This is a genomic window from Shewanella sp. 38A_GOM-205m, assembly GCF_000518445.1.
Classification (GTDB): domain Bacteria; phylum Pseudomonadota; class Gammaproteobacteria; order Enterobacterales; family Shewanellaceae; genus Shewanella; species Shewanella algae.
In genome coordinates this window covers 57,624-78,234 of the sequence record NZ_JADP01000004.1, presented here as the reverse complement: position 1 = coordinate 78,234, position 20,611 = coordinate 57,624, and the positions used below count along the sequence as shown (strand labels likewise).

Sequence of the window (20,611 nt, the reverse complement as noted above, 5' to 3'; positions counted from 1 at the left end):
GAAGGGCAATTCTAACGGAAACGCAAAAACAATATCGTTTACAAAACACCCATTTACAGTTCAATGCCGCCAAATGTGATCTGCCCTCCCCCGGGATGACGCCATATTAGCAGCCTTTACCCATAGAGAGCGGTTGATTGACCTTGAAGCCGCCAGCGGCTTCGGCCACGCCAACAGTAAAATCAGCAATATCCGGCAAGGGGTCATGGTCAATGTCTCAAACCTTGTTTGAAAAACAGGCTAGCTGGAGATTGCAAACAAAAGTTACCAATGGTAACTTTGCTCTTGTTACCATAAGTAACTTAACTAACCAAGCGCCGGTGGCTGTTGTTTCAAGGGTATCTGTTTCAAGAGCATCCGTTTCAAGAACAGGCAAAGCAGCCGTCCGTTTCGAGGACAGGCAAAGCAGCCGACCGGCACAGCTTGGTATTTTTTTGCCGTTGCGCTCAAGCCGTAAACGGCCAATAACAGCAACAGGAGTTTTAGTGTGGAAAGGTTAACCAAGTGCACTCTGGACAATGCCGATGAACTGGCCAAACCCATATTGCAGGAGATCAAGAGTCGTTACGGCATGATCCCCAACTTCTATTCGGCTCTGGGCATAAATGGTGCGGTCATGAAGGGCTATCTGGAGTTTGAGGCCAATCTGGAAGAACACAGTCTGCTGAGCCTGGCCCAGCGGGAGATGATCTCCCTGGCGGTTGCCAACTATAATGGCTGCGAATACTGTGTCAGCGGCCATAGTTTTTCCGGGAAACGTGCCGGACTCAGCCCCGATGCCTGCATCAAGGCGCAGCAGGGCAAGGCCGATAACCGCGAAGACCAGCTGCTGCTGGATGTCGCCCTGGCGCTGCTGCAACACAAAGGCAAGTTACCGGACTCCTTGCTGGCAGCCTGTCTGGATGCCGGGATCAGTGAGGCCAAGGTGATGCAGGTCTGCGCCTGGAGTGGCCTGAATAACTTCAGTAACTGGGTTAACAACACAGTGCAGCCGAAAATCGACTTCCCAAGGGTTCCACTGCAACCCTATACTGAGTGACAAAAGAGAAGCGACAATGCGATGCATTGCCGCTTTTTCAATTTTATTAAACCAGCGATCTGTGGGGGATGCGTGAAGAAGAGAATGCTCAAAGATCAGCGCCGCGAACAACTGCTCGAAGTTGCCTGCGAGATTGTCCGCGAAGCCGGTACCGATGCACTGACCTTGAACACCCTAGCTCAAAGAGCCGGAGTGACCAAGCCTTTGACCTATCGTCACTTCGCCACCCGGCAAGGATTGCTGGCACAGATGTACCGCCATTACGACAATCTATTTGTCGAGGCGGTGAAACAAGCCGCAGCGGAGCAAAAAGCCTCGCAGGCAGAGCTATGCACCCTGGTCTGCCGCGCCTATCTGGACTGCGCCGTACGCTGCGGCCCAGAGTATGAGGCAATAGTTGCGGCGCTGCGCGGCTATCCTGAGTATCAGAACATCACCACAGATATTCGCGACTTCTTCACCGACTTCTACAGCGAACTCTTTGCCGATTACCTCAAGCTGCCTGCGCCGCAAAGCAAGCTGCTGTGCTGGGCCATACATGGCGCCATCAATGAAGTCGCCAATGCCGTGGCCTGCGGCCATGCCCAGCCGCAAGAAGCAACAACCAGGCTAAGCCAACTGCTGCAGCGCATGCTCGGCGCCGACGGATGCTGATTCAGGCAAACCTGCACTCAAGCGTTATCTCAGCCCCCAGGGTGCGCCGACTCAACCAACGCCTGAGCCGCTGCTGCACCAATGGCAATTCACCGTCCAGCCCAGGCTCCAGATAGACCACCACAGTCAACACGTTTTGCTTTTCATCCAAACGCCACAGGTGCATGGACTCGACTCTGGCCACTTCGGGCCTGGCGGCCAATTGCTCCTGCAGCAGCTCCGGGGCCAAGCCGGCCGGCGCCTGCTGCATCAGAATACGCCCGGACTCCGCCAGTAACAGTGCACCGTGGTAGATCACATAAGCTGAGATCAACACAGTAACCAGGAGATCGACCCAATACCATTGGTAGAGGATGATAAGCCCACCGGCCACCAGCACGGCCACAGACGCCATGGCATCCGACACATTGTGAATAAAGGCGGCGCGGATGTTCATATTGTCCTTGGCACCGGCGCTGTGAGTCAGCATGGCGGTGCCGATATCGATAATCAAAGCCAGTCCCGCCAACCAGAACACCAGCATGCCATCCACAGGTTGCGGGCTCCAGAAGCGCTGCAAGGCCTCATAGATAAGGTACACACCCACCAACAGCAAGGTTGCCGCATTGATAAAGGTGCCCAGTACTTCGGCGCGTTTATAACCGTAGCTCATACCGGGGTGACTGGCTTTCTGGCCTATTTTGCGGGCAATCAAGGCAATCAATATCGCGATGGCGTCACTGAAATTATGCAGCGCGTCGGCAATCAGCGACAAACTGCCGGCCAGAATACCGCCAAACAGCTGCGCCAGAGTGAGTAACATATTGATGATCACAGCCAGTCCCAAGCGGCGACTGCCGAGATCCGGGCCATGTTTGTGGGGGTGGCCGCTGCTCTCCAACTCCAGCGGCTGCCAGTCTTGAGAAGATTTCTGCATAGCATGTTTCCTTATAAAAGAGGGCATCCCTGCCCAGGCCCAGCCGCAAAGCGGCGGGCCTTATGACGCAGGCCAGGTAGGCAGTCCGGCCATGATCCAAAGCGGCTCTCATCTTCCACTTTGGGGCGTCACACTCCAATCAGTACAATGCTTTCTATCGGAGCAATTCAGCTGTTATTCCAAGGCTTCCAGATCCTTGTCGCTCTTGAGATACAGGGCTCGATACAGGGTTGGTAATACCAGCAGGGTCAATGCGGTTGAGCTCAGCAGGCCGCCTATCACCACCACGGCCAGCGGCTTTTGGATCTCACTGCCGGCACCGGTTGACATCAAGATGGGGATAAGCCCCAGCGCCGAAGTCAGCGCCGTCATCAACACAGGGCGCAGACGGCCGACCGTACCTTCATACACTGCCTGCTCCAATGACTCACCGCTGTTGCGCCGCTGGTTGATTGAGTCCACCAGCACCACCCCATTGAGCACCGCCACCCCAAACAGAGTGATAAAGCCGATGGAGCTGGGCACAGATAGATAGGTACCGCTGAGCCAAAGCGCCAACACGCCGCCAATCAGCGCCAGTGGCACATTGGCCATGATTAGCGCCACCTGCTTGATGGAGCCGAAAGAGAAGTAAAGCAGCAAGGCAATAAGCGCCACAGAAATGGGCACCACCAGGATCAGTCTTTGCTGAGCCCGCTGCTGATTCTCATATTGGCCGCCCACCATCACGGTATAGCCGGGCGGCAGTTGGGCCTCGGGCACCAGGTTGTAGATATCCTGCACCACGGAACCCATGTCCCGGCCGGAGACATTGGCCTGCACCACTACCCGCCGCTGCACATCGTCACGGCGGATATTGGGCGGCGCCATCTCTATGCTGACATCGGCCACTTCACCCAAACGCACCTGAGCACCATTGGCGGCTACCAGACGCAGATCGGCTATCGCATCCGGGCTCTGGCGGAAACGGCTGGCCAGACGCAGGTTGATATCGTAACGGGCGTTGCCGTCGATAACCTGGCCGGCGCTGCTGCCGCCTATGCCTGTGCTCACCAGCGACATCACCTCATCGACGCTGATGCCGTAACGCCCCAGCATCGCGTTTTTCGGCCGTACCACCAATTGCGCCTCGCCGGTGATCTGCTCAAGAGACACATCCACGGCACCGGGCACCTGGGCCACCAGTTTCGACAGTTGTTCGCCTTTTTCCGCCAGCACATCGAGATCCGGACCAAACAGCTTGATGGCCAACTGTGCCTTGACCCCGGACAGGAGTTCATCGACCCGGGTAGCGATTGGCTGGGAAAAGGTCAGCAACAACCCGGGGAAGACACTGAGCTTCTGCTCCATCAGGCGTTGCAGTTCGGCGCGACTATTTGCAGAAGTCCACTGTTCCAGCGGTTTGAGACCGATATAGATTTCAATATTACTCACAGGCTCAGGATCGCCGCCCAGCTCAGGTGCCCCTATGCGTGACAGGGCATACTCCACCTCGGGAAACTCCAGCAGCAGGGCCTCAAGTTTGGGCGCCACATCCAGTGAAGTATCCAAACTCGCAGTGGGTGCCAGGGTGACCCGCAAGTTGATGGTGCCCTCTTCCAGTTCAGGCACAAATTCCGTGCCCAATCTTGGCAGCAGCGACAGACTCATGCCCAGCATGACTACCGCCACTAGCCCCACCTTGCCAGGCGCGGTCAATACCTTTTGCAGTAGCGGACGGTACACCCGCTCAAGCGGTGCCAACACTGGACTTTGACGGAAAGTCACCCCCTTGCGGAACAGATAAACGGCCATTGCAGGCACCACCAGCAGTGCCACCAACAGCGCCGAGACCATCGCGAGGATGATGCTCACCGCCATCGGCTGAAACAGCTTGCCTTCGACCCCTTGCAGGGCGAACAGCGGCGCAAACACCACTATAATGATCGCCGTGGCAAAGAACACCGGGCTGCACACCTCTTTGGCGGCCTGCCATACCCGCATGGCAATCGAGCCTCTGTGTTGGTCTTCGTCGGCATGGTAGGGATCGTCTTCGCAGTCGCTGCGCTGCCGAGCCTGGTCCTGATGGCGCCTATCCGGCTCACTCAGATGTTTGAAGATGTTCTCCACCATCACCACAGAGCCATCCACCAGCATACCTATGGCGATCGCCAAACCACCGAGCGACATCAGGTTGGCCGACATTCCCAGATAGCTCATCACCAGCAATGCCAGCAAAATGGAGACAGGAATCGACAGCAGAACCAGCAAGGTGGCCCGTACGTTGACCAGAAACAGTGCCAGGATCACCACGATAAACATAAAGGCCAGCAACAGGGCATCACGCACTGTGGTCACCGCCTTGGTCACCAAGTCTGCCTGATCGTAGAACACTTCGAAGGTGACCCCCTCGGGCAGCGCCTGGCTTATCAGTTGCTCGCGGGCAGCAATTTCATCAATGGTGGCCTTGGTGTTGGCGCCCATCCTCTTGAGCACCACCCCGGCAACCACTTCGCCCAAGGCCTTGGCTTCGCCATTGTCGTCCCGACGGGTCATGGTGACGGCGCCGACCCGGATTTCACTGCCAAAATCCACTTCGGCCAAATCTGAGACAGTGACCGGTGTGCCCTGGTATTCGCTCACCGGAATGCGGCCTATGGCATCCAGCCCGGCCTGGCCCGCAGGCAACAGACCATAGCCGCGCACCACGAGTTGCTCCTGACCATTGGGCATAAACCAACCGCCGGCATTGCGGTTATTGGCATTCAGCGCCTGCTCCAGCTGTGACATAGACAAACCGTAAGCCAGCAGTCGATTGGGATCGACTCTGACCTGATACTGACGCACTTCGCCACCGAAAGAGAGCACATCGGTCACGCCGCCAACCGGCATCAGCAGCAGCTTCACCAGATAGTCATTGAGACTGCGCAGCTCATCGGCGCCGATATTACTGTCCGGCTCGGCCCGCAGTATGTACTGATAAATCTGCCCAAGGCCTGAGGTGTTGGGACCGATTTCCGGCACCCCGACTCCGTCCGGGATCATCTCTTTGGCGGCGGCCAGCTGTTCAAACACCTGCTGGCGGGCAAAATAGATGTCCGTGCCTTCCTCAAACACCACAGTCACTATGGACAGGCCGGTGCGGGAGAGTGAACGTACTTCTGTCACCGCTGGCAGTGAGTACATGCTGGACTCCACCGGATAAGAGATGAGTTTTTCCACCTCTTCGGCCGCCAGCCCCTCGGCTTCGGTATTGACAGTGACCTGCACATTGGTCACATCGGGAAAGGCATCAAGATTAAGCTTTGGCAGGGAAAACACACCCACTACCAGGACGACAATCAAGGCCAGCAACACCAGAAAGCGGTTGCGGATCGCCCAATCTATTAACGATTGCAGCATAGTGCTGTCCTCAGTGGTTGTGGATGTCGAAGCCGGCCTTGGCCAGCTCGGATGCCAGGAAGAAGGCCCCGGCGGTAACGACCCGAGTTCCGGGCTCTATGCCGGATACCAGGTTCATGCCGCGCTCGCTGGCCAGCAGTTGCACCTCTTTGGCCTCGAAACCGTCATCATCCTCGATGAACACCTGCCAATCGCCGTCGCTACTGCGACTGAGCGCCGCATCCGGCAGCATCACACCTTCACCGCGGGGATCGGGCAAAAACAGTTCGGCAAATTGACCTGCGTGCCAACGCACCTGGGTGTTATCCAGTCGCGCCAGCACCCGCTCGGTGCGGGTCACACTGGACAACTCATGGGAGCGGCCTATCACACTGGCACTGACACTGCGATCGCCAATCCGCACCAGGGTTTCGCTGCCTTCACTCAAGCCTTCGGCCTGCGATGGGGTCAGCTCGGCGGCCACCCACAGTGAGCGCTCATCGGTCAGTTGCAGCAGTTGGCTGCCGGCACCGAGCAACTGCCCGAGGCGCGCCTCATCCTGCTGCACCCGACCATCTATGGGCGCCAGCAGTTGATACTGGCCTATTCCCTGCGGCCGGCTTTCCAGCGCCTTGATCTGTTGATCTGTCATCTGCAGCGACTTGAGAATGGCGCGTTTTAAACTGGCATCGACCTGAGTCTGCAGCCTGCGACTGGCACTGACGGCACTCTCGCTCATGCGGCTGACCCGGCTCCACTCGGCGGCGGCATTGATATAGTCAGCCTGGGCCTGGGCCACGGCGGCGCCACCCAAGGTCAGCAGAGGATCGCCCGCTTTTACCTCCTGTCCCGGCACCACATGCCGCTCCAGCACTCGCACTTCCAGCTGCGGCGCCAGCACCACAGTGCGCTCGCGATCCACCAGCAAGGTGGCATTGGCGAAAGCATTGAGGCTAAAGCCACCGGCGCTGACCACCTGGGTCTGGACGCCGGCCAGTTGGCGCTGCTCACTTGAGAGTTGAAGCGCCTGATGTTCATCTTCATGTCCTTCTTCGGCGGCGATAGTCAAGGGGCTGGACAGCCCTAACATCAGCGCCAGTAAAGCGGCCTGCAGCCGTGGGTATTGTAGAGTCTTGTTCATTGTCCGGTACCTTAGTGTGTATGGGGCTGTCATTGGGCGTTCTCCTGGGATACGGCTATTTCCGGCAGCGCGCCGGGCAGTTGCCCCGAAGCTCCCATCCACTCGAGCCAGCTTTGGTAGAGGGCGGCTTCCAGTTCGAGACCGGCCTGAAAGCTGCTGGCCAACTGTCGCCGGCTGGTCAAATAGTCGCTGGTGCTGAGATCGCCGCTGCGCCAGCGTTGCCCTAAGAGCTCGGCCGCCTTGCGACCGGCCACCAAGGCCTGCTGTTGCCAGTCGAGCCAGCTCTGCTTCAATCTGGGTAAGCTGTAGTTGAACTGTTGTTGTTGCTGTTTGAGCGCCATCTCAATGCTTTGGTATTGCGCCTTGGCGGCGGTGACCGCCTCCATTGCCGCCTTAATCGACTCGCTGTAGTCGTTGCGCAGATGCAGCGGCACAGAGACGCCAATCCCCAGCTTGTTGTCGGAGCCTTCCCTCTCGGCGTTAAGGCTGAAATTGGGGTCGGCCGCCGCCTGGGCCTTGGCTTGATTGACTTGCAGCCGCGCCAACTCCAGTTGTAATCCGGCGCTGGTCAGCGCCGGCACGGGCGCCTCAGTCGCAGGCAATTCGAGACGGCCGGCGAAACTGCCAAAGGGAAGCTCTGCCCGGCCAAAACGCGCCAGAATGCGGGTATCGGCATCCAGCAGCGCCTTCTGGGCCAAGGCCAGATCACTGATGGCACTGGCTTGTTCCAACTCCATCAGATTCAATTCCGCTTGGGACAAATCACCGACCTCGGCCCTTTGCCTGGCTATCTGCAACTGTTGCTCACCATAGTTTTGCTGCGCCCGCACAAACCCCAGCTTCTTCTGTGCCAGGCTCTGATCGACCAGTGCCTGCAACACCTCGGCATACAAGCGGGAGCGCTCGAGAGTGATATCACTCTCCAAGCGCATCAACTCCGTAAGCGCTAATGCGCTGGCGGCGGCGCGCTTGTCGCCCCAGTCAATGGTTTGGCTAATGGACAGGCTGTAGGTGTCATCCCCTGGGGCATTGAGATAACTCAAGCCCAACTCGGGGTTGTAGATGGCGCGATCGGCGCCCTTGGCCAGATATTGAGCCTCACGGATCCTGGCTTCCTGAGCCTGAAACTCGGGTAAGGTGAGGATCTGTTGTTTGAGCTCGCCAAACCAGGCCAGTGAGGGTTCGGTCCCCGACTTGACCTGGGCCACAAGAGAGGTGTTATCCGGTTTTTCTCCGGCAAGGGCGGGCTGATAGGTTAGCGCTCCCACGCCCAATAGACTCATAGAGACTATAAATTTCAACATAAACTTTCCTTGGAAAGACATATTTGGCAGCAAGCCAATGGTGAACATTGGCCAAAGCATAAACCTTGGAGTTAAATCTAAAGTCAAGGGTTGGCTTTGATAATTTCTGAGTTGATGCTGACCACAGTGCTGCGCAACGCCCGCCAGGACGCATGACCAGAGTTGGTTGCAAGAGAGAACCGTTTCAGGCTCTGACGACAGCCAGCACAAGACAAACGCAATGGGACACAGGCAAGCTATGCCCGGGCTTCACACGCACTGATGATCAGAAAGATCAGGCTATTGGGGGGCGGTAATCCGGAGTGGAGAAATAGGGTTGAAAAGCGGGCTCCAGACTCTGGGGCCTGGGGTGCATCAAGGGAGCCGGGCTCAGTGCCAGGGTAACCGGCAGTGACAGATGACCACCATGACACTGACAGTCGAGGCAGAGATCGAACTGTTGGGATTCAGTATGGGTCAGTTGATGACTGTGGCTGACAAAGGGAATATCGGCTTCCAAGGCTTCATCTGTGCCACAGGTACAATCCACACACTCGCTGATGACCGTGACTTCGGTGACAAATTTGAGATGAGGATGGTTGCTTTCTTCCTCGGCCGGATTGCCCAGATGCAACTGATGCGCGCCAAGATTAGCGGCGCAAAATTGCAGCACCACCAAGGCGATAAGCATATGAGTCAGTTTGCGGACAAATACAGTCAAGAATAATTCCGGTTAAGGGAAGAAAATGGCCCGTGCCCAAATAGACCTACAGGCCAAGATAAAGTTCAGTTATTTAAACACGCAATGTTTGGCGTAATCGGCCGCTTCATTAGCGCTCCAATCACCCTTGGGCTTTTCATCCATCTGCTTACACCAGGCTTCACTGCCCACTTCAGGGGCACAAGCACTCAATCCAGCGGCAAAAGCCAGCGCCAGAGATGCAGCAAAAACTTTGGATAATGACATCGAAATTTCCTTATCTGAGTTACTTAATCGCCACAGAATAGCAGAATAACCGGCTTTACCCTATAGGAGGTTTCGGCAACTAGCAGGCCGAACGCTTGGCTATCCAACGAATAGCTTCATCTTTATGCTCCAGCGGATACCAGGCCAATTCAGCGCTGACAAAGGGCCCCAGCAGGCGCACCGCATTGCCTACCCAGTCTGGGCCGCCGACAAATACCAAGGCATCGAAGGGGGGCAGTTGCACCTCACCGGCTCCCGAGAGTGATGCCATTTCCCAGCCTTCCAACAATACATCTGCCTCTATGTAGAGGCAGACCTGCCCCCACTCCTGGCGGTAGCTCTTGATGGCGGGACGCAGATAGGTGCGGTAATCCTCGGCTGTGATACGGCCGCTGGCAAACAAGCTGATCACGCCTTTGGCAATATCCGGAATTTGACACAACATAAGCAAAACTCCATTGAACCTTCGACACCTGCCAACGGCACGGCATCTGATGACTATGGGTTACTCCCTTATAGTAAGTTTAGCCTTACAAGACTTTCCGCCTCGTCGAGTAAGTAAACTCTCCCATGGGATGGTAATATAGCGACTGCCTCAGAAAACAGCTATTTTGCCATGATAAAGATCTCAAACCGTGTCCAAGTTTCAGAAAATGAAATCGAATGGCAATTTATCCGCTCCAGTGGTGCCGGGGGCCAGCACCTGAATAAGGTCTCCACTGCGGCCCAACTCATCTTCGACATCAAGGCCTCATCACTGCCGGATTTCTACAAGGAAAAGCTGCTGGCCAAGGCGGATCATCGTATCAGCCCAAGCGGCAAGATCATTATCAAATGCCAGCAAAGCCGCAGCCAGGACGCCAACCGCCAGACTGCCCTGCTGCAGTTTATCGAGCTGGTCGCCTCAGTCGGCGAAGTGGCCAAGAGACGAATTCCCACCAAGGCCACCCGCGCCAGCCAAAGGCGCCGGGTTGACAGCAAGAAGCAACGCGGTGAAGTAAAATCGCTGCGGCAGAACAAGATCCGCTTCTGATAAGACCAGTCTCGCTGCGGGAATGGACAATAATTGCTGACAACAGGAAGGAATGTGCAGCGATTGTGCGGCTATTGGTCGACAAATTCGACAGCTTTTGCTGAAATCAGGGAGGCACAGATCCAGGTGCGAACTCTCCCTCAAGGCAAGGAAAACAATATGAGCAGTCAGGCAAAAATACTCTTGGTGAATGGCCCCAATCTCAACCTGCTTGGTCGCAGAGAGCCGGAACATTACGGTCATCGGACGCTGGAGCAGCTGGTGCAGGGACTGCAGGACAAGGCTCTTGCCGCCGGAGTGGAACTGGAACATATCCAGTCCAATGCCGAATACCAGCTCATAGAAGCTATCCACAACACAGATGCCGGATTTGTGATCATCAACCCGGCCGCCTTTACCCACACCAGCGTAGCACTCAGAGATGCCCTGCTGGGGGTCGCCATTCCTTTCATCGAAGTGCACCTTTCCAATGTGCATGCCAGAGAGCCGTTCCGCCATCACTCCTTTTTTTCCGACAAGGCCAAGGGAGTGATAGTTGGACTGGGGCCAAAGGGTTATGAGTTTGCCCTGGAAGCCGCCATAGAGGCACTCAAACAAGGCTGAGCAGAGGAAGGTCCGGTCACCCTTAAGTGCTGAGAATGACGATGGACATCCGCAAAATCAAAAAACTGATCGAATTGGTGCAGGAATCCGGCATCAATGAGCTGGAAATTACTGAAGGCCAGGAAGCCGTGCGTATCCGCCGTTTTGGTCCGCAACAACCCCAGGCCAGTTTCAGTATTGGTAATGACAGCGTGCAAGTACTGGCGCCTGTGGCCGGTACCTTTTTGCGCAGCGCCGGAGACCATGGTGTCCCCTTGGTGGAGCTGGGCACAGAAGTTGAGCCGGGCACAGTACTGGGCTATGTGCAGGCGATGAAAGCCCTCAATCCGGTCAAGGCAGAACAGAGCGGCACGGTTAAAGCCATACTGGCAGAAAACGGTGAAGCGGTAGGACTACAGCAAACCCTGTTTGTATTGGACTAATTTCCCCCAATTTAGCTTCACCCCATATTGCGGCTGAGTTGGCGCCGCTGCGTATACAAGGACTCCAACTGGCGACTGATACTCAGCAATTGCTGCCGCAGCAATTGCTGAGACTCGCTCAAAGCCTCGACGGACATCTCGGCCGCCAGTTTGGGGGCCAAATGCAGTATCTGCTGCTCGGCCTGAGTGATTGATTGTTGCTGTACTTCCTTGATAAACAAGAGCCTGAAGCAATCAAAAAATACTGCCAATAACGTCTCCTCATCTATCCTTGCCTGTCTGAAGACAGGGTCATCGGGACGGTAGCTGATGGCGGCAACCAGATTGCACAGGGTTGTCAGCGAAGTCGCACCACCGGATAAACCGCAAGCAGACTGATAGCTTGCCAGAGTGGCAGCCAAGCGCTCGGCAAATTCGGCCTTCTGCCACTGGGCTGCTATTGCATGGATCACGCTCATATCCATCTCCTATAGGGATAAGTCACATAAAAACAGATAATTAAAGCGGTCACTCAAAGTGAGCATTTTCCCAATCGAAACTTTATATATCTCTTAACCGTAAATCAGTCGCATTTACGTCAGTGAAATAAAGTATTTCCGTTGTCGGTATCAGCAAGCTGTTGAAACTCTGATTTAATCAATAAAATTCACTCATCATTTCACTGCATCCAGAAACGGCATAGTCTTTGGTTAGTGTACAGGATACCTAAAAAGCATCAGGCAAATCTTATTGAGAACCAATTAATAAAATAGAGTAAATGTATAAATTTAGGTAACCTGCATTGGATTATTATCTATTTTTCAATATCTTTTCCATTTAAGGTAAGTATCAACCAAGGCTGTTCACCCAAAAACTAATTAAGCCCTCCCAACTAAACTCACCCATAAACCAATGGAACACAAAACCATATAAATCAGAACCATACAAAGCATCTATGACATTTCACAGGCACAGAACCAAACCTGCCAAACTCTGCCCCAAGGACTCCAGCCTAGAAAGGCGTTCAGCTCAATAACAAGTTTGTTGGAATCCAGCTCAGTTTGATAATTGTTTGAGTGACAAATGTGACGATCATCACCAGAAAGAGTGCAGTGTTTTATATGCATATAAAGGTATGGGTATTCCTTTTGGATTAATGTATCCATGACGAATTAGAAAAGTATTTCAAGCAAGATTTAGGCTGGCCTTATTTCTATGCTGATGCATATAAATAAACGGGAGTACATATGATATCCACATTAAAAATATCAGCATTCATAGTGCCGATAATATTATTGTTCCCGGCTGTGAATGCTGCCCCCTGGGCTGATTTAAGCCAAACAGAACTGGAGCAACAACTGGAGCAAAAGTTCAGTGAAGGAAAGTATTCCCCCAAGGGTGCCGACTCCTGCTTGATGTGTCATAAGCGGGATCAGAAAGTCATGGCCCTGTTTCAGGGGGGTCATGGCGCTCTGGACAACAGCCGCTCCCCCATGGCCGGATTACAGTGTGAAGCCTGTCATGGCCCCATGGGCGAACATAACCGTGGCGGTAAAGAGCCGATGATAAGCTTCGGCGCGGGTTCAAAACTGTCGAGTGATAGCCAAAACAGTGTTTGCCTTGGCTGCCACAATGACCCCAAACAGATGGCTTGGCACAACAGCTTGCATAACCTGGAGCAGGTGGCCTGCGCCGATTGTCATCAGGTGCATGCCGCTGAAGACCCCATGCTCAACCCTTTGCGGATCAACGAGGCCTGTACCAGTTGTCACACCCGTGCCAAGGCCGATATGAACAAGCGCTCAGCCCACCCTCTCAAGTGGGATCGTATGACCTGTATCGATTGCCACAACCCTCATGGTTCCCTGACTGAAAGCGCACTGAAACAAACCAGCCTCAATACCACTTGTTATGAATGCCATGCCGACAAGCGTGGGCCAGTGCTGTGGGAGCATGCCCCAGTGGTGGAAAACTGTGCCAACTGCCACAAGGCTCACGGCAGTGTTAACGAATCCTTGCTCAAAGCCCGGGTGCCACAGTTATGTCAGCAATGTCACGCCGACGATGGTCATGCAGCAAGGGCGGTGGCCCAGGGTGGCAACAGCGCCTTTGGGGCCGGCAAGAGTTGTTTGAACTGCCACAGCCAAATCCATGGTTCCAATCATCCGGCCGGCAGTTTGCTGTCCCGTTAAGCAGGAGTGTTGAAGATGAGATTTCCTTTGAATCTGTTGACCATGGCTCTGCTGGGGCTCTCAGGCTCAGTCATGGCTGCCGACTTCAGTGTCAACCGCGCCAATACCGACAAGGTCAATACCTCAGGTTTCCAATGTCGCCAGTGTCAGTTGGCTCCCGGCTTAAGCGGTGAAGTGACTGCCAATGCCGGGTACAACGACAGTGATGATATCCATAGTGGAAATGCCTTGGGAGATGGCCGAGACGGCATGATAGCCAGTGTCGATGCCGAACTCGGTTACCGCAGCCAAGGTGGCTATCGCAGCCAGCTTAGGGCCCATGATTTGGGGTTGGATAACGGCTTCGTCAGTCTCAGAACCGGTCGCCCAGGTCAGTATCAACTGGCGTTGGATTACCGCAATCTGACGCGCTTTGAAAACAGTGATGCAGCGACTCGGCTGTGGCACGACAAGGGGCTGCTGCAACCCAGCCCCAATCTACGTTATCTGGATCTTGAGCTGGAGCGGCAACAGGCCGGCATAGGGCTGAGCTATGACTTCGGCGCCTTGGCATCACTCGGCGACTTGAGCAGCTATGTGCGTTATGACAGAGAGGAAAAGCAAGGCCACCGCAGTGCCAGCCTGATAACACCAAGACCGGTCAACTTTGCCTTGCCTGTGGATGAGAGCAACGACAAGTTGCGGGCAGGTTTACAGCTCAGTGGCCACAACTGGTTTACTGAACTGGCCTATCAAGGTAGCCAGTACAGCAATGATATCAACAACCTGAGCTTGCCTTATGCCACAGACCTCTACAGCGCTACGCCGGACAACCAGGCGCACCAACTGACCTTGAACGGTCAGTACCGCCTGGCCAGCACGATTTTCAGTGGTCGGATAGTCGCCGGGAGAATGCTGCAGGATGAAGGACTGATCCAGATGACGGGAAATCCTCTGCAGAGCTGGGATGGTCAGGTCAATACCACAGACGCCAACCTAGCCGTCAGTACCGCGGTGAATAGCCGTCTACGCCTGGGCGGACAACTGGATTACCGCAAACGTGACAACGACTCCAGTGTGGCTGAATTTGTCCAGCTTGAACTCAATCCCGTCAGTGGCGCCATACGACAAAACCCACTGTTGGATATTGAGCGGCAGAGTGCCCGGCTCAATGCCAGTTATCGCCTGGCACCCGGCTATCGCCTGCAAGGTGGATATGAATTCAAGCAGGTAGAGCGCAGCTATGGCGAGCGGGAAGAAACCCGCGACCATAACCTGTGGGCCAAGCTGGGAATGCAGTTGGTTTCACCGCTGCGGCTGGATCTCAAGGCCAGTTATGGCGACCGCGGCGGCAGTCGTTATCAAGCCGGCGAGCTGACATCCAGTGAAACCAATAGCCTGTTGCGTAAGTACCACCTGGCGGATCGGCGGCGGACGGCCATGGAAATGGGGCTGCAGTATACGCCGCTGAACTGGATGACCCTGGATTTCAACAGCCACTATGCCCTGGATGACTACCGGGACACTGTAATTGGATTGACCGAATCCCGTGACTATGGATACGACCTGAATCTGTCTTTGCAATTGAGTGAACGCTTGAGCGCCTACGGTACGGCCGGTCAACAGTGGATCAGTTCCCAACAAAACGGGGATCAGTTAACGCCGTGGCACAGTGACATCAAGGATAACTTTATCTCCCTTGGGGCCGGCATAGCCTACAGCGGTTTGCTGGATGAACGCTTGACCTTGGGGGCTGATTATCAATTTGCCAATTCTGAGGGTAACACCCTGACAGAAGGCGGGGCCTATGACGACTACTACAGCTTTAACCACAGCGTAGAGCTGTACGGCCGCTACCACCTGAACGACGCCATGGCACTGAAACTTACCTATAGATATGAACGCTATTTCGACACAGATGGTAACGAGGTCGGGATAGACGCAGCGACGGGTTTAACGACTTTGGGGGTGCTCAACCATAACTACAACGCCCATCAGCTGATGTTGTCCTTCAGCTACCTGCTGCCTTGAGCAAGGCTTACATTGTGAGGATAAAAAATGGAACGTAGAAACTTTTTGAAGATGAGTGCTGCTCTTGGCGCTGCAGCCACGGTATCCGGCTGTGACTCCAGCTCTAAGGACGCTAACGTGGTGCCTCCCAAGCCTCCGGTAACTGACGAACAACTGAATTGGTCGGCATGCCTGGTGAACTGTGGCTCCAACTGTCCGGTCAAGGTATTCAGCCGTGATGGGGTCATCACCCGCGTTGAATCAGATCATGAAACCACTGATGAATACGGCGTCAACCATCAGATCCGTTGCTGCCCCCGTGGCCGTTCACTGCGTCAACGCACCTATGCAACAGATAGATTGCGCCAACCCATGAAACGGGTCGGTGAACGCGGCGAAGGTAAGTTTGTCCCTATCACCTGGGAAGAAGCCTATGCCGAGATAGGCTCAAAACTGCAACAAATAGCCCAAGACCAAAGCAAGGGACCCGAGTCTATCTACATGCACTATGGCACCGGCGCTTACTATGGTTTTGCTGCCAATACCAAAACCTGGGGACGGTTGCTGAACCTGAATGGTGGCTTCCTGGACCACCATTGGGACTATTCCTGGGCCGGCGTTTATGCCGCCTGTATTGCAACCTATGGCGATCAGTGGGATAGCATTGGCGGCACTTCGCTGGATCAAATTGCCAACTCGGATCTGTTTGTGGGTTTTGGCTTCAACCCCAATGAAATCCGTATGAGCGGCAGCGGCGAAGGCTATGATTTTATCAAGTCTCTGGCGGCCAATACCAAGGGCATCAAAGTTTGGATGGTCGAGCCTCGCTACACAGACTCAATGCGCGGTAACGAGGATCACTGGCTTCCCATCAGACCCGGCACAGATGCCGCACTGATTGAAGCCATTATTCATGAAATGATCACCTCAGGGTTTGTCACTCGCGAGGTAAAAGGCTTCCTGGATAAATATGTGGTGGGATTCGACCAACAGTCCCTGGAAAATGCCAAGGCCGCAGTCGCCCTCAACAGCGACGCCTTCATTGCCTCCCATGCCCAGTACATAGATCCAGCAGAGAACTACCACGATTACATCATGGGCGTAGGTAAATTTGCCGCCGATGGTGCCCACAACACCCAGTGGGCCGCCGAAATATGTGGTGTGCCGGAACATAAAATCAAAGCCTTGGCCACAGATATCATGAACGCCAGCGCCCCCTATATCAGCGCCGGTGCAGGTATCAGCCGCCATGCCAACGGCGATCAAGCCACCCGCGCCGTGTACACCCTGGCAATCATGACCGGCAAACTGGGCCGCGAAGGGGTTAACAACGGAGCCATGCCCACCAGCTACAGTTTTGCTGTGCCGGCAATGCCTACCGGCACTAACCCGGTTGAAGTCACTATTCCGGTATTTACCTGGTCCGATGCCATAGTTCGCGGCCAGGAGTTTACCGGCAGCAAAGATGGTGTGCGTATCGCCGGCAGCAGCAACGAGCTGGTGGATCACAATGCCACCACGCTGAAAACCGGCATCAAGGCCATTATCAACTGCGCCGGTAATGCCCTGGTTAACCAACACTCTGACAGCAACGGTACTGCGGCTATTTTGAAGGATGAAAATCTGTGTGAGTTAATCGTGGTCTGCGATTGCTGGATGACACCATCAGCCAAGTTTGCCGACTATCTGTTGCCGGACAGCACCTGGCTTGAATCCAACGACTTTGCCAACGACAGCTATGCTTCGGGTCAGATGGCCTACGCCACCTTTATGAGCAGCGCTTTGAAACCTTTGGGCCAGGCTCAATCCATGTATGAAATCTGCAGCGGTATCGCCCGCGCCATGGGTAAAGAAGCCGCCTATACCGAGGGTCGTACAGGCGAACAGTGGTGTGAGCACCTTTATACCCAGACCAAAGCAATGCATCCGGACATCAATTGGCCCGATACTTATGCAGAAGCGCAAAAGGCCGGGGTATTCCGTAAATACATGCCATCGTCGACCATTGCCATGCAGGCCTTTGTGGCCGACCCGGTTGCCAATGCCAGACCAACCATCTCAGGCAAGATCGAGCTGTACTCCATCTCTCTGGCCCGCAAGGCAGCCACCTGGACACTGCGCCCGGGAGATCAAATCACGGCATTACCCAAATATGTTGTGACCTGGGACGGATATCAGGATCAGGAAACGATTGATAAAGGCTTTAATCTGCAATTGTGTGGCTACCATACCAAGGGTCGCACCCACTCCAGTTACCACAATGTGCCCTGGCTGCGCGAAGCGGTGGAAGACGCACTGTGGATGAACCCAACTGACGCTGCTGAACATGGTATTGCCGACGGTGACATAGTCTGGGCCTATAACGAACGAGGCACCATTGAAGTACCGGTGAAAGTGACCCCCAGGGTCATACCCGGTGTTTGTTCCCTGGGACAGGGTGCTTGGTACAGGCCGGATCCGGCAATGAGTACCGGGCCTTCCGGACATACTGTCGATCTGGGCGGTTGCATCAACACTTTGACCAAGTATCACCCGTCACCCATTACCAAGGGTAACCCTCAACACACCAACCGTGTTGCTGTTATCAAGAAAAGATAATAGAGGATCAAAAAATGACTCAGCAAACTCAATATGGATTCTACTTTGACAGCAGCAAGTGCACAGGTTGCAAGACTTGTCATATTGCTTGTAAAGACCGCATGGTTGGCCTGTTACGCTCAAAAGACAACGTTAGGGAACTGGGGGTGGCCGCCTTGCCCGGAGTGATTTGGCGACGGGTGTATGAATACGGCGGTGGCAGTTGGAATCAAAACGGTGACGGAAGCTATGAACAGGACGTATTTGCCCACTACGCCTCCATAGGCTGCAACCATTGCAGCGAGCCTGTCTGTGTTAAGGCCTGCCCCACAGGTGCCATGCATAAACAGCAAGACAAGGGTTTGGTATTGGTCGAGGAATCTTTGTGTATAGGCTGTCAATCCTGCGCCCGAGCTTGCCCTTATGATGCCCCGCAATTGGATACTCAGCGCAAGATCATGACCAAATGCGATGGTTGTCAGGATAGGTTGCAGGAGGGGAAGAAGCCTATTTGTGTTGATGCCTGCCCACTCAGGGCCTTGGATTTCGACACCATGGATAATCTGCGGGCCAAATACGGCGATGGCGATGGCCATTTTGCCCCGCTGCCATCACAATCCATCACCTCACCCAACCTGATAGTCAAAGCGCCACGAAATGCCCGCAGCAATGGGCAGATCCTGAATATCAGGGAAGTGTAACCCTCAAGAGAGCAGCCTTGGCTGCTCTCCTTCTTTGGAGTTTTATGGCTATCTCAACCGATACACTTTTCTGTTTGCAGAGTATCGCCAACGTATTGCATAAGGTGTTGCTGGATCTGCCCACGGCAGAGCTGGTTGAACACTTTACGCTGAGCGATATCGCCACGCAGTGGCCCAGGCTGACTCACAGCCAACGCGAATCTTTGGCTTTGAACAAGTTGAGCGACTATCTCAAGCACTGGGATGGAAGCCGTGAGCAACTGATTGCACTGCAATTGGATTATGGCCAGTTATTCAACGGCCCCGGGACTCCGGTTGCGCCGCCCTGGGGTTCAGTTTATCAGTCTCCTTCAGGTTTGTTGAATGGCTCTTCCACCCTAGATTTACTGACTTTTTATCAACAGCATGGGTTGCAGATCCATTTCGATCGCAACGAGCCGGTCGACCATCTGGGACTGATCTGCGTAGTCATCGACTACCTGCTGGACAAAATGGCGACAGATAATCGAGAACAGTATTCACCAATATTGCAAAGGCTATTGACTGACCATGTCCAACCTTGGGTGCAACGCTGCCTGTCACTGGCGGAAGAACATGCTCAAACCGGCTATTATCTAGGTTTATCACTATTGGCCAGCGAGTATTTTCGTTATCTGCAAGCCGTGAGTAATGAGCTCGATGACAGCGACGCCTGAAATCAATATGTTAAATATGGATATAAGTAGATATATAGAAAACATAATGGCATAAGTTAACCTGGTTTTACGGATCGACACCACATTTGTCCAACCGAAGCCATGTTACAATTCTTACAAATGTTATATTTTGGGTGCGAATAATGTTGACTGCAATCTCACTTGGAGCAGATGAAAAAAAGAAATCGACGCTGTTCTTTCCCGGCGGAGTCAATGATCGCATTGCCGAATTTTTCTATGCCAATGGCGCACCACAGAAATTAAAAAAAGGTGAGCAGTTAAATAAAAATCTATTATTGAACAACTTTATCTATCTCGAAAGCGGTCTGATTTTCTACTCCAAAAGAACCAATGACTTTACCCGGCCAAAATTTCTGAATGCCATATTCCCAGGGCGACTGACCGACTATCATCTGTTGCTGGATGAGGGCTGCACTTGTTGTAAGAATATTCTCGCTGCCAGAGACAGCAAAATCATCACTATAGATAAGAAACTGATAAAAAAGCTGGTGACAGAAGATATCGACCTGTTTATGCAGTTCATGTATGACGCCGCCTATTATACAGAACGCCAGACCGGATTGGCCATTTTCTTGTTGACCTCATCACCGGAAGACAAACTGATCAAGTTCTTATTTGATATATTGGTTGTGCTTCAAGTTCCCTTTGATAAACATTGGTTAACCATAGATCTTAAATTAACCCGTGACGAAATTGCCGACATATTGCATATCAGCACTATTAAGTTGGACCTCATGTTTGGTCAATTAAAGAAGCAAGACTTGCTTAAACGGGTTAGTAATAAACTATGCGTTAATATCGATATTTTCAGCGACTTATCCCCCTGCCCATTGGGTAGGGAAGATGCCAGAGGCTGTCAGTCGAACAATATGCAAAAGTTCAAGCCGCAAAATATGATAAGTACCAACAATAGATATTAATCTGTTGCCCCATACCGCCATATGATTCATGGCAGATAATAATCTATATTGCCTGAAAGCAACTTGGTTTCGAACTTAATTCATAGCCCCATGAGGAATATTCAGGACGGGGTAAAGGC

At 53.7% G+C, this 20,611-nt stretch carries 20 protein-coding genes; 12 read left to right on the top strand and 8 right to left on the bottom strand.

Going from position 1 to position 20,611, the window contains the following annotated elements; translation table 11 throughout:
* The first annotated feature begins 212 nt into the window (after positions 1-212).
* From N512_RS24320 to N512_RS22280, 3 genes are all read left to right on the top strand, one after another.
* A complete protein-coding gene (locus tag N512_RS24320) occupies positions 213-500 on the top strand; it encodes a hypothetical protein (RefSeq protein WP_156029065.1) in 288 nt (95 codons plus the stop codon).
* Entirely contained in the window at positions 488-1,039 is a 552-nt protein-coding gene (locus N512_RS22285; protein ID WP_051472665.1) for a carboxymuconolactone decarboxylase family protein, read from the top strand. The genes N512_RS24320 and N512_RS22285 overlap by 13 nt, the downstream gene beginning before the upstream one ends.
* 72 nt (positions 1,040-1,111) lie before the next feature.
* Entirely contained in the window at positions 1,112-1,693 is a 582-nt protein-coding gene (locus N512_RS22280; RefSeq protein ID WP_197021431.1) for a TetR/AcrR family transcriptional regulator, read from the top strand.
* A gap of 1 nt (position 1,694) precedes the next feature.
* Here N512_RS22280 and N512_RS22275 read toward each other — a convergent pair whose 3' ends face one another.
* From N512_RS22275 to N512_RS0104835, 7 genes are all read right to left on the bottom strand, one after another.
* Positions 1,695-2,609: a cation diffusion facilitator family transporter gene (locus N512_RS22275; RefSeq protein WP_051472663.1), complete on the bottom strand. Its 915-nt coding sequence runs from the start codon at positions 2,607-2,609 to the stop codon at positions 1,695-1,697.
* 174 nt (positions 2,610-2,783) lie between these two features.
* Complete coding sequence (locus N512_RS0104860; RefSeq protein WP_028779598.1) at positions 2,784-5,990, bottom strand: efflux RND transporter permease subunit; 3,207 nt, start codon at positions 5,988-5,990, stop codon at positions 2,784-2,786.
* 10 nt (positions 5,991-6,000) lie between these two features.
* The gene (locus tag N512_RS22270; RefSeq protein WP_231473522.1) at positions 6,001-7,059 is read right to left on the bottom strand and encodes an efflux RND transporter periplasmic adaptor subunit; all 1,059 of its coding nucleotides are present in this window, start codon (positions 7,057-7,059) and stop codon (positions 6,001-6,003) included.
* Positions 7,060-7,139: 80 nt separating this feature from the next.
* On the bottom strand, positions 7,140-8,414 hold the full coding sequence (locus N512_RS0104850; protein ID WP_028779597.1) for a TolC family protein: 1,275 nt from the start codon (positions 8,412-8,414) through the stop codon (positions 7,140-7,142).
* 274 nt (positions 8,415-8,688) lie between these two features.
* Positions 8,689-9,084: a hypothetical protein gene (locus N512_RS0104845; protein WP_037474285.1), complete on the bottom strand. Its 396-nt coding sequence runs from the start codon at positions 9,082-9,084 to the stop codon at positions 8,689-8,691.
* 99 nt (positions 9,085-9,183) lie between these two features.
* On the bottom strand, positions 9,184-9,360 hold the full coding sequence (locus N512_RS23990) for a DUF3012 domain-containing protein (RefSeq protein WP_037436315.1): 177 nt from the start codon (positions 9,358-9,360) through the stop codon (positions 9,184-9,186).
* Positions 9,361-9,439: 79 nt separating this feature from the next.
* Positions 9,440-9,805 (bottom strand): STAS/SEC14 domain-containing protein, encoded by a 366-nt coding sequence (locus tag N512_RS0104835; RefSeq protein WP_025009267.1) that lies wholly within the window; start codon positions 9,803-9,805, stop codon positions 9,440-9,442.
* Positions 9,806-9,976: 171 nt separating this feature from the next.
* Between N512_RS0104835 and arfB the strand changes: the two genes are divergently transcribed.
* The 3 genes from arfB (at position 9,977) to N512_RS0104820 (ending at position 11,418) form a co-directional block, all read left to right on the top strand.
* Positions 9,977-10,393, top strand: a complete 417-nt coding sequence (gene arfB, locus N512_RS0104830) for an alternative ribosome rescue aminoacyl-tRNA hydrolase ArfB (protein ID WP_028779595.1) — start codon at positions 9,977-9,979, stop codon at positions 10,391-10,393.
* A 159-nt stretch (positions 10,394-10,552) separates the two neighbouring features.
* The gene (aroQ, locus tag N512_RS0104825) at positions 10,553-10,996 is read left to right on the top strand and encodes a type II 3-dehydroquinate dehydratase (RefSeq protein ID WP_025009265.1); all 444 of its coding nucleotides are present in this window, start codon (positions 10,553-10,555) and stop codon (positions 10,994-10,996) included.
* Positions 10,997-11,037: 41 nt separating this feature from the next.
* Positions 11,038-11,418 carry an acetyl-CoA carboxylase biotin carboxyl carrier protein gene (locus tag N512_RS0104820; RefSeq protein WP_025886813.1) on the top strand — a complete coding sequence of 127 codons (381 nt, stop codon included), beginning with the start codon at positions 11,038-11,040 and terminating at the stop codon, positions 11,416-11,418.
* Between the two features lie 17 nt (positions 11,419-11,435).
* On the opposite strand, the gene N512_RS0104815 is transcribed toward N512_RS0104820, so the two are convergent.
* The gene (locus N512_RS0104815; RefSeq protein ID WP_028779594.1) at positions 11,436-11,876 is read right to left on the bottom strand and encodes a hypothetical protein; all 441 of its coding nucleotides are present in this window, start codon (positions 11,874-11,876) and stop codon (positions 11,436-11,438) included.
* Between the two features lie 768 nt (positions 11,877-12,644).
* Here N512_RS0104815 and N512_RS0104810 point away from each other — a divergent pair.
* The 6 genes from N512_RS0104810 to N512_RS0104785 all read left to right on the top strand — a co-directional run bounded on the left by N512_RS0104810 (position 12,645) and on the right by N512_RS0104785 (position 20,492).
* Positions 12,645-13,589: a DmsE family decaheme c-type cytochrome gene (locus tag N512_RS0104810; protein ID WP_028779593.1), complete on the top strand. Its 945-nt coding sequence runs from the start codon at positions 12,645-12,647 to the stop codon at positions 13,587-13,589.
* A 15-nt stretch (positions 13,590-13,604) separates the two neighbouring features.
* Positions 13,605-15,599, top strand: a complete 1,995-nt coding sequence (locus N512_RS0104805; protein WP_028779592.1) for an MtrB/PioB family decaheme-associated outer membrane protein — start codon at positions 13,605-13,607, stop codon at positions 15,597-15,599.
* Between the two features lie 27 nt (positions 15,600-15,626).
* Positions 15,627-18,176: a DMSO/selenate family reductase complex A subunit gene (locus tag N512_RS0104800; RefSeq protein WP_028779591.1), complete on the top strand. Its 2,550-nt coding sequence runs from the start codon at positions 15,627-15,629 to the stop codon at positions 18,174-18,176.
* 14 nt (positions 18,177-18,190) lie between these two features.
* Positions 18,191-18,856 (top strand): DMSO/selenate family reductase complex B subunit, encoded by a 666-nt coding sequence (locus N512_RS0104795; protein WP_025009262.1) that lies wholly within the window; start codon positions 18,191-18,193, stop codon positions 18,854-18,856.
* Between the two features lie 44 nt (positions 18,857-18,900).
* On the top strand, positions 18,901-19,551 hold the full coding sequence (locus N512_RS22260; RefSeq protein ID WP_051472660.1) for a TorD/DmsD family molecular chaperone: 651 nt from the start codon (positions 18,901-18,903) through the stop codon (positions 19,549-19,551).
* 143 nt (positions 19,552-19,694) lie between these two features.
* Positions 19,695-20,492, top strand: coding sequence for a Crp/Fnr family transcriptional regulator (locus N512_RS0104785; protein ID WP_025009260.1), 798 nt, complete (start codon positions 19,695-19,697; stop codon positions 20,490-20,492).
* Positions 20,493-20,611: the final 119 nt, after the last annotated feature.

Bases quoted from the DNA above. Each gene is read 5' to 3' on its own strand.
- N512_RS24320 (WP_156029065.1), top strand. From the start codon at position 213: ATGTCTCAAACCTTGTTTGAAAAACAGGCTAGCTGGAGATTGCAAACA.
- N512_RS22275 (WP_051472663.1), bottom strand. From the start codon at position 2,609: ATGCAGAAATCTTCTCAAGACTGGCAGCCGCTGGAGTTGGAGAGCAGC.
- N512_RS0104860 (WP_028779598.1), bottom strand. From the start codon at position 5,990: ATGCTGCAATCGTTAATAGATTGGGCGATCCGCAACCGCTTTCTGGTG.
- N512_RS22270 (WP_231473522.1), bottom strand. From the start codon at position 7,059: ATGTTAGGGCTGTCCAGCCCCTTGACTATCGCCGCCGAAGAAGGACAT.
- N512_RS0104850 (WP_028779597.1), bottom strand. From the start codon at position 8,414: ATGTTGAAATTTATAGTCTCTATGAGTCTATTGGGCGTGGGAGCGCTA.
- N512_RS0104845 (WP_037474285.1), bottom strand. From the start codon at position 9,084: ATGCTTATCGCCTTGGTGGTGCTGCAATTTTGCGCCGCTAATCTTGGC.
- N512_RS23990 (WP_037436315.1), bottom strand. From the start codon at position 9,360: ATGTCATTATCCAAAGTTTTTGCTGCATCTCTGGCGCTGGCTTTTGCC.
- N512_RS0104835 (WP_025009267.1), bottom strand. From the start codon at position 9,805: ATGTTGTGTCAAATTCCGGATATTGCCAAAGGCGTGATCAGCTTGTTT.
- arfB (WP_028779595.1), top strand. From the start codon at position 9,977: ATGATAAAGATCTCAAACCGTGTCCAAGTTTCAGAAAATGAAATCGAA.
- aroQ (WP_025009265.1), top strand. From the start codon at position 10,553: ATGAGCAGTCAGGCAAAAATACTCTTGGTGAATGGCCCCAATCTCAAC.
- N512_RS0104820 (WP_025886813.1), top strand. From the start codon at position 11,038: ATGGACATCCGCAAAATCAAAAAACTGATCGAATTGGTGCAGGAATCC.
- N512_RS0104815 (WP_028779594.1), bottom strand. From the start codon at position 11,876: ATGAGCGTGATCCATGCAATAGCAGCCCAGTGGCAGAAGGCCGAATTT.
- N512_RS0104810 (WP_028779593.1), top strand. From the start codon at position 12,645: ATGATATCCACATTAAAAATATCAGCATTCATAGTGCCGATAATATTA.
- N512_RS0104805 (WP_028779592.1), top strand. From the start codon at position 13,605: ATGAGATTTCCTTTGAATCTGTTGACCATGGCTCTGCTGGGGCTCTCA.
- N512_RS0104800 (WP_028779591.1), top strand. From the start codon at position 15,627: ATGGAACGTAGAAACTTTTTGAAGATGAGTGCTGCTCTTGGCGCTGCA.
- N512_RS0104795 (WP_025009262.1), top strand. From the start codon at position 18,191: ATGACTCAGCAAACTCAATATGGATTCTACTTTGACAGCAGCAAGTGC.
- N512_RS22260 (WP_051472660.1), top strand. From the start codon at position 18,901: ATGGCTATCTCAACCGATACACTTTTCTGTTTGCAGAGTATCGCCAAC.
- N512_RS0104785 (WP_025009260.1), top strand. From the start codon at position 19,695: ATGTTGACTGCAATCTCACTTGGAGCAGATGAAAAAAAGAAATCGACG.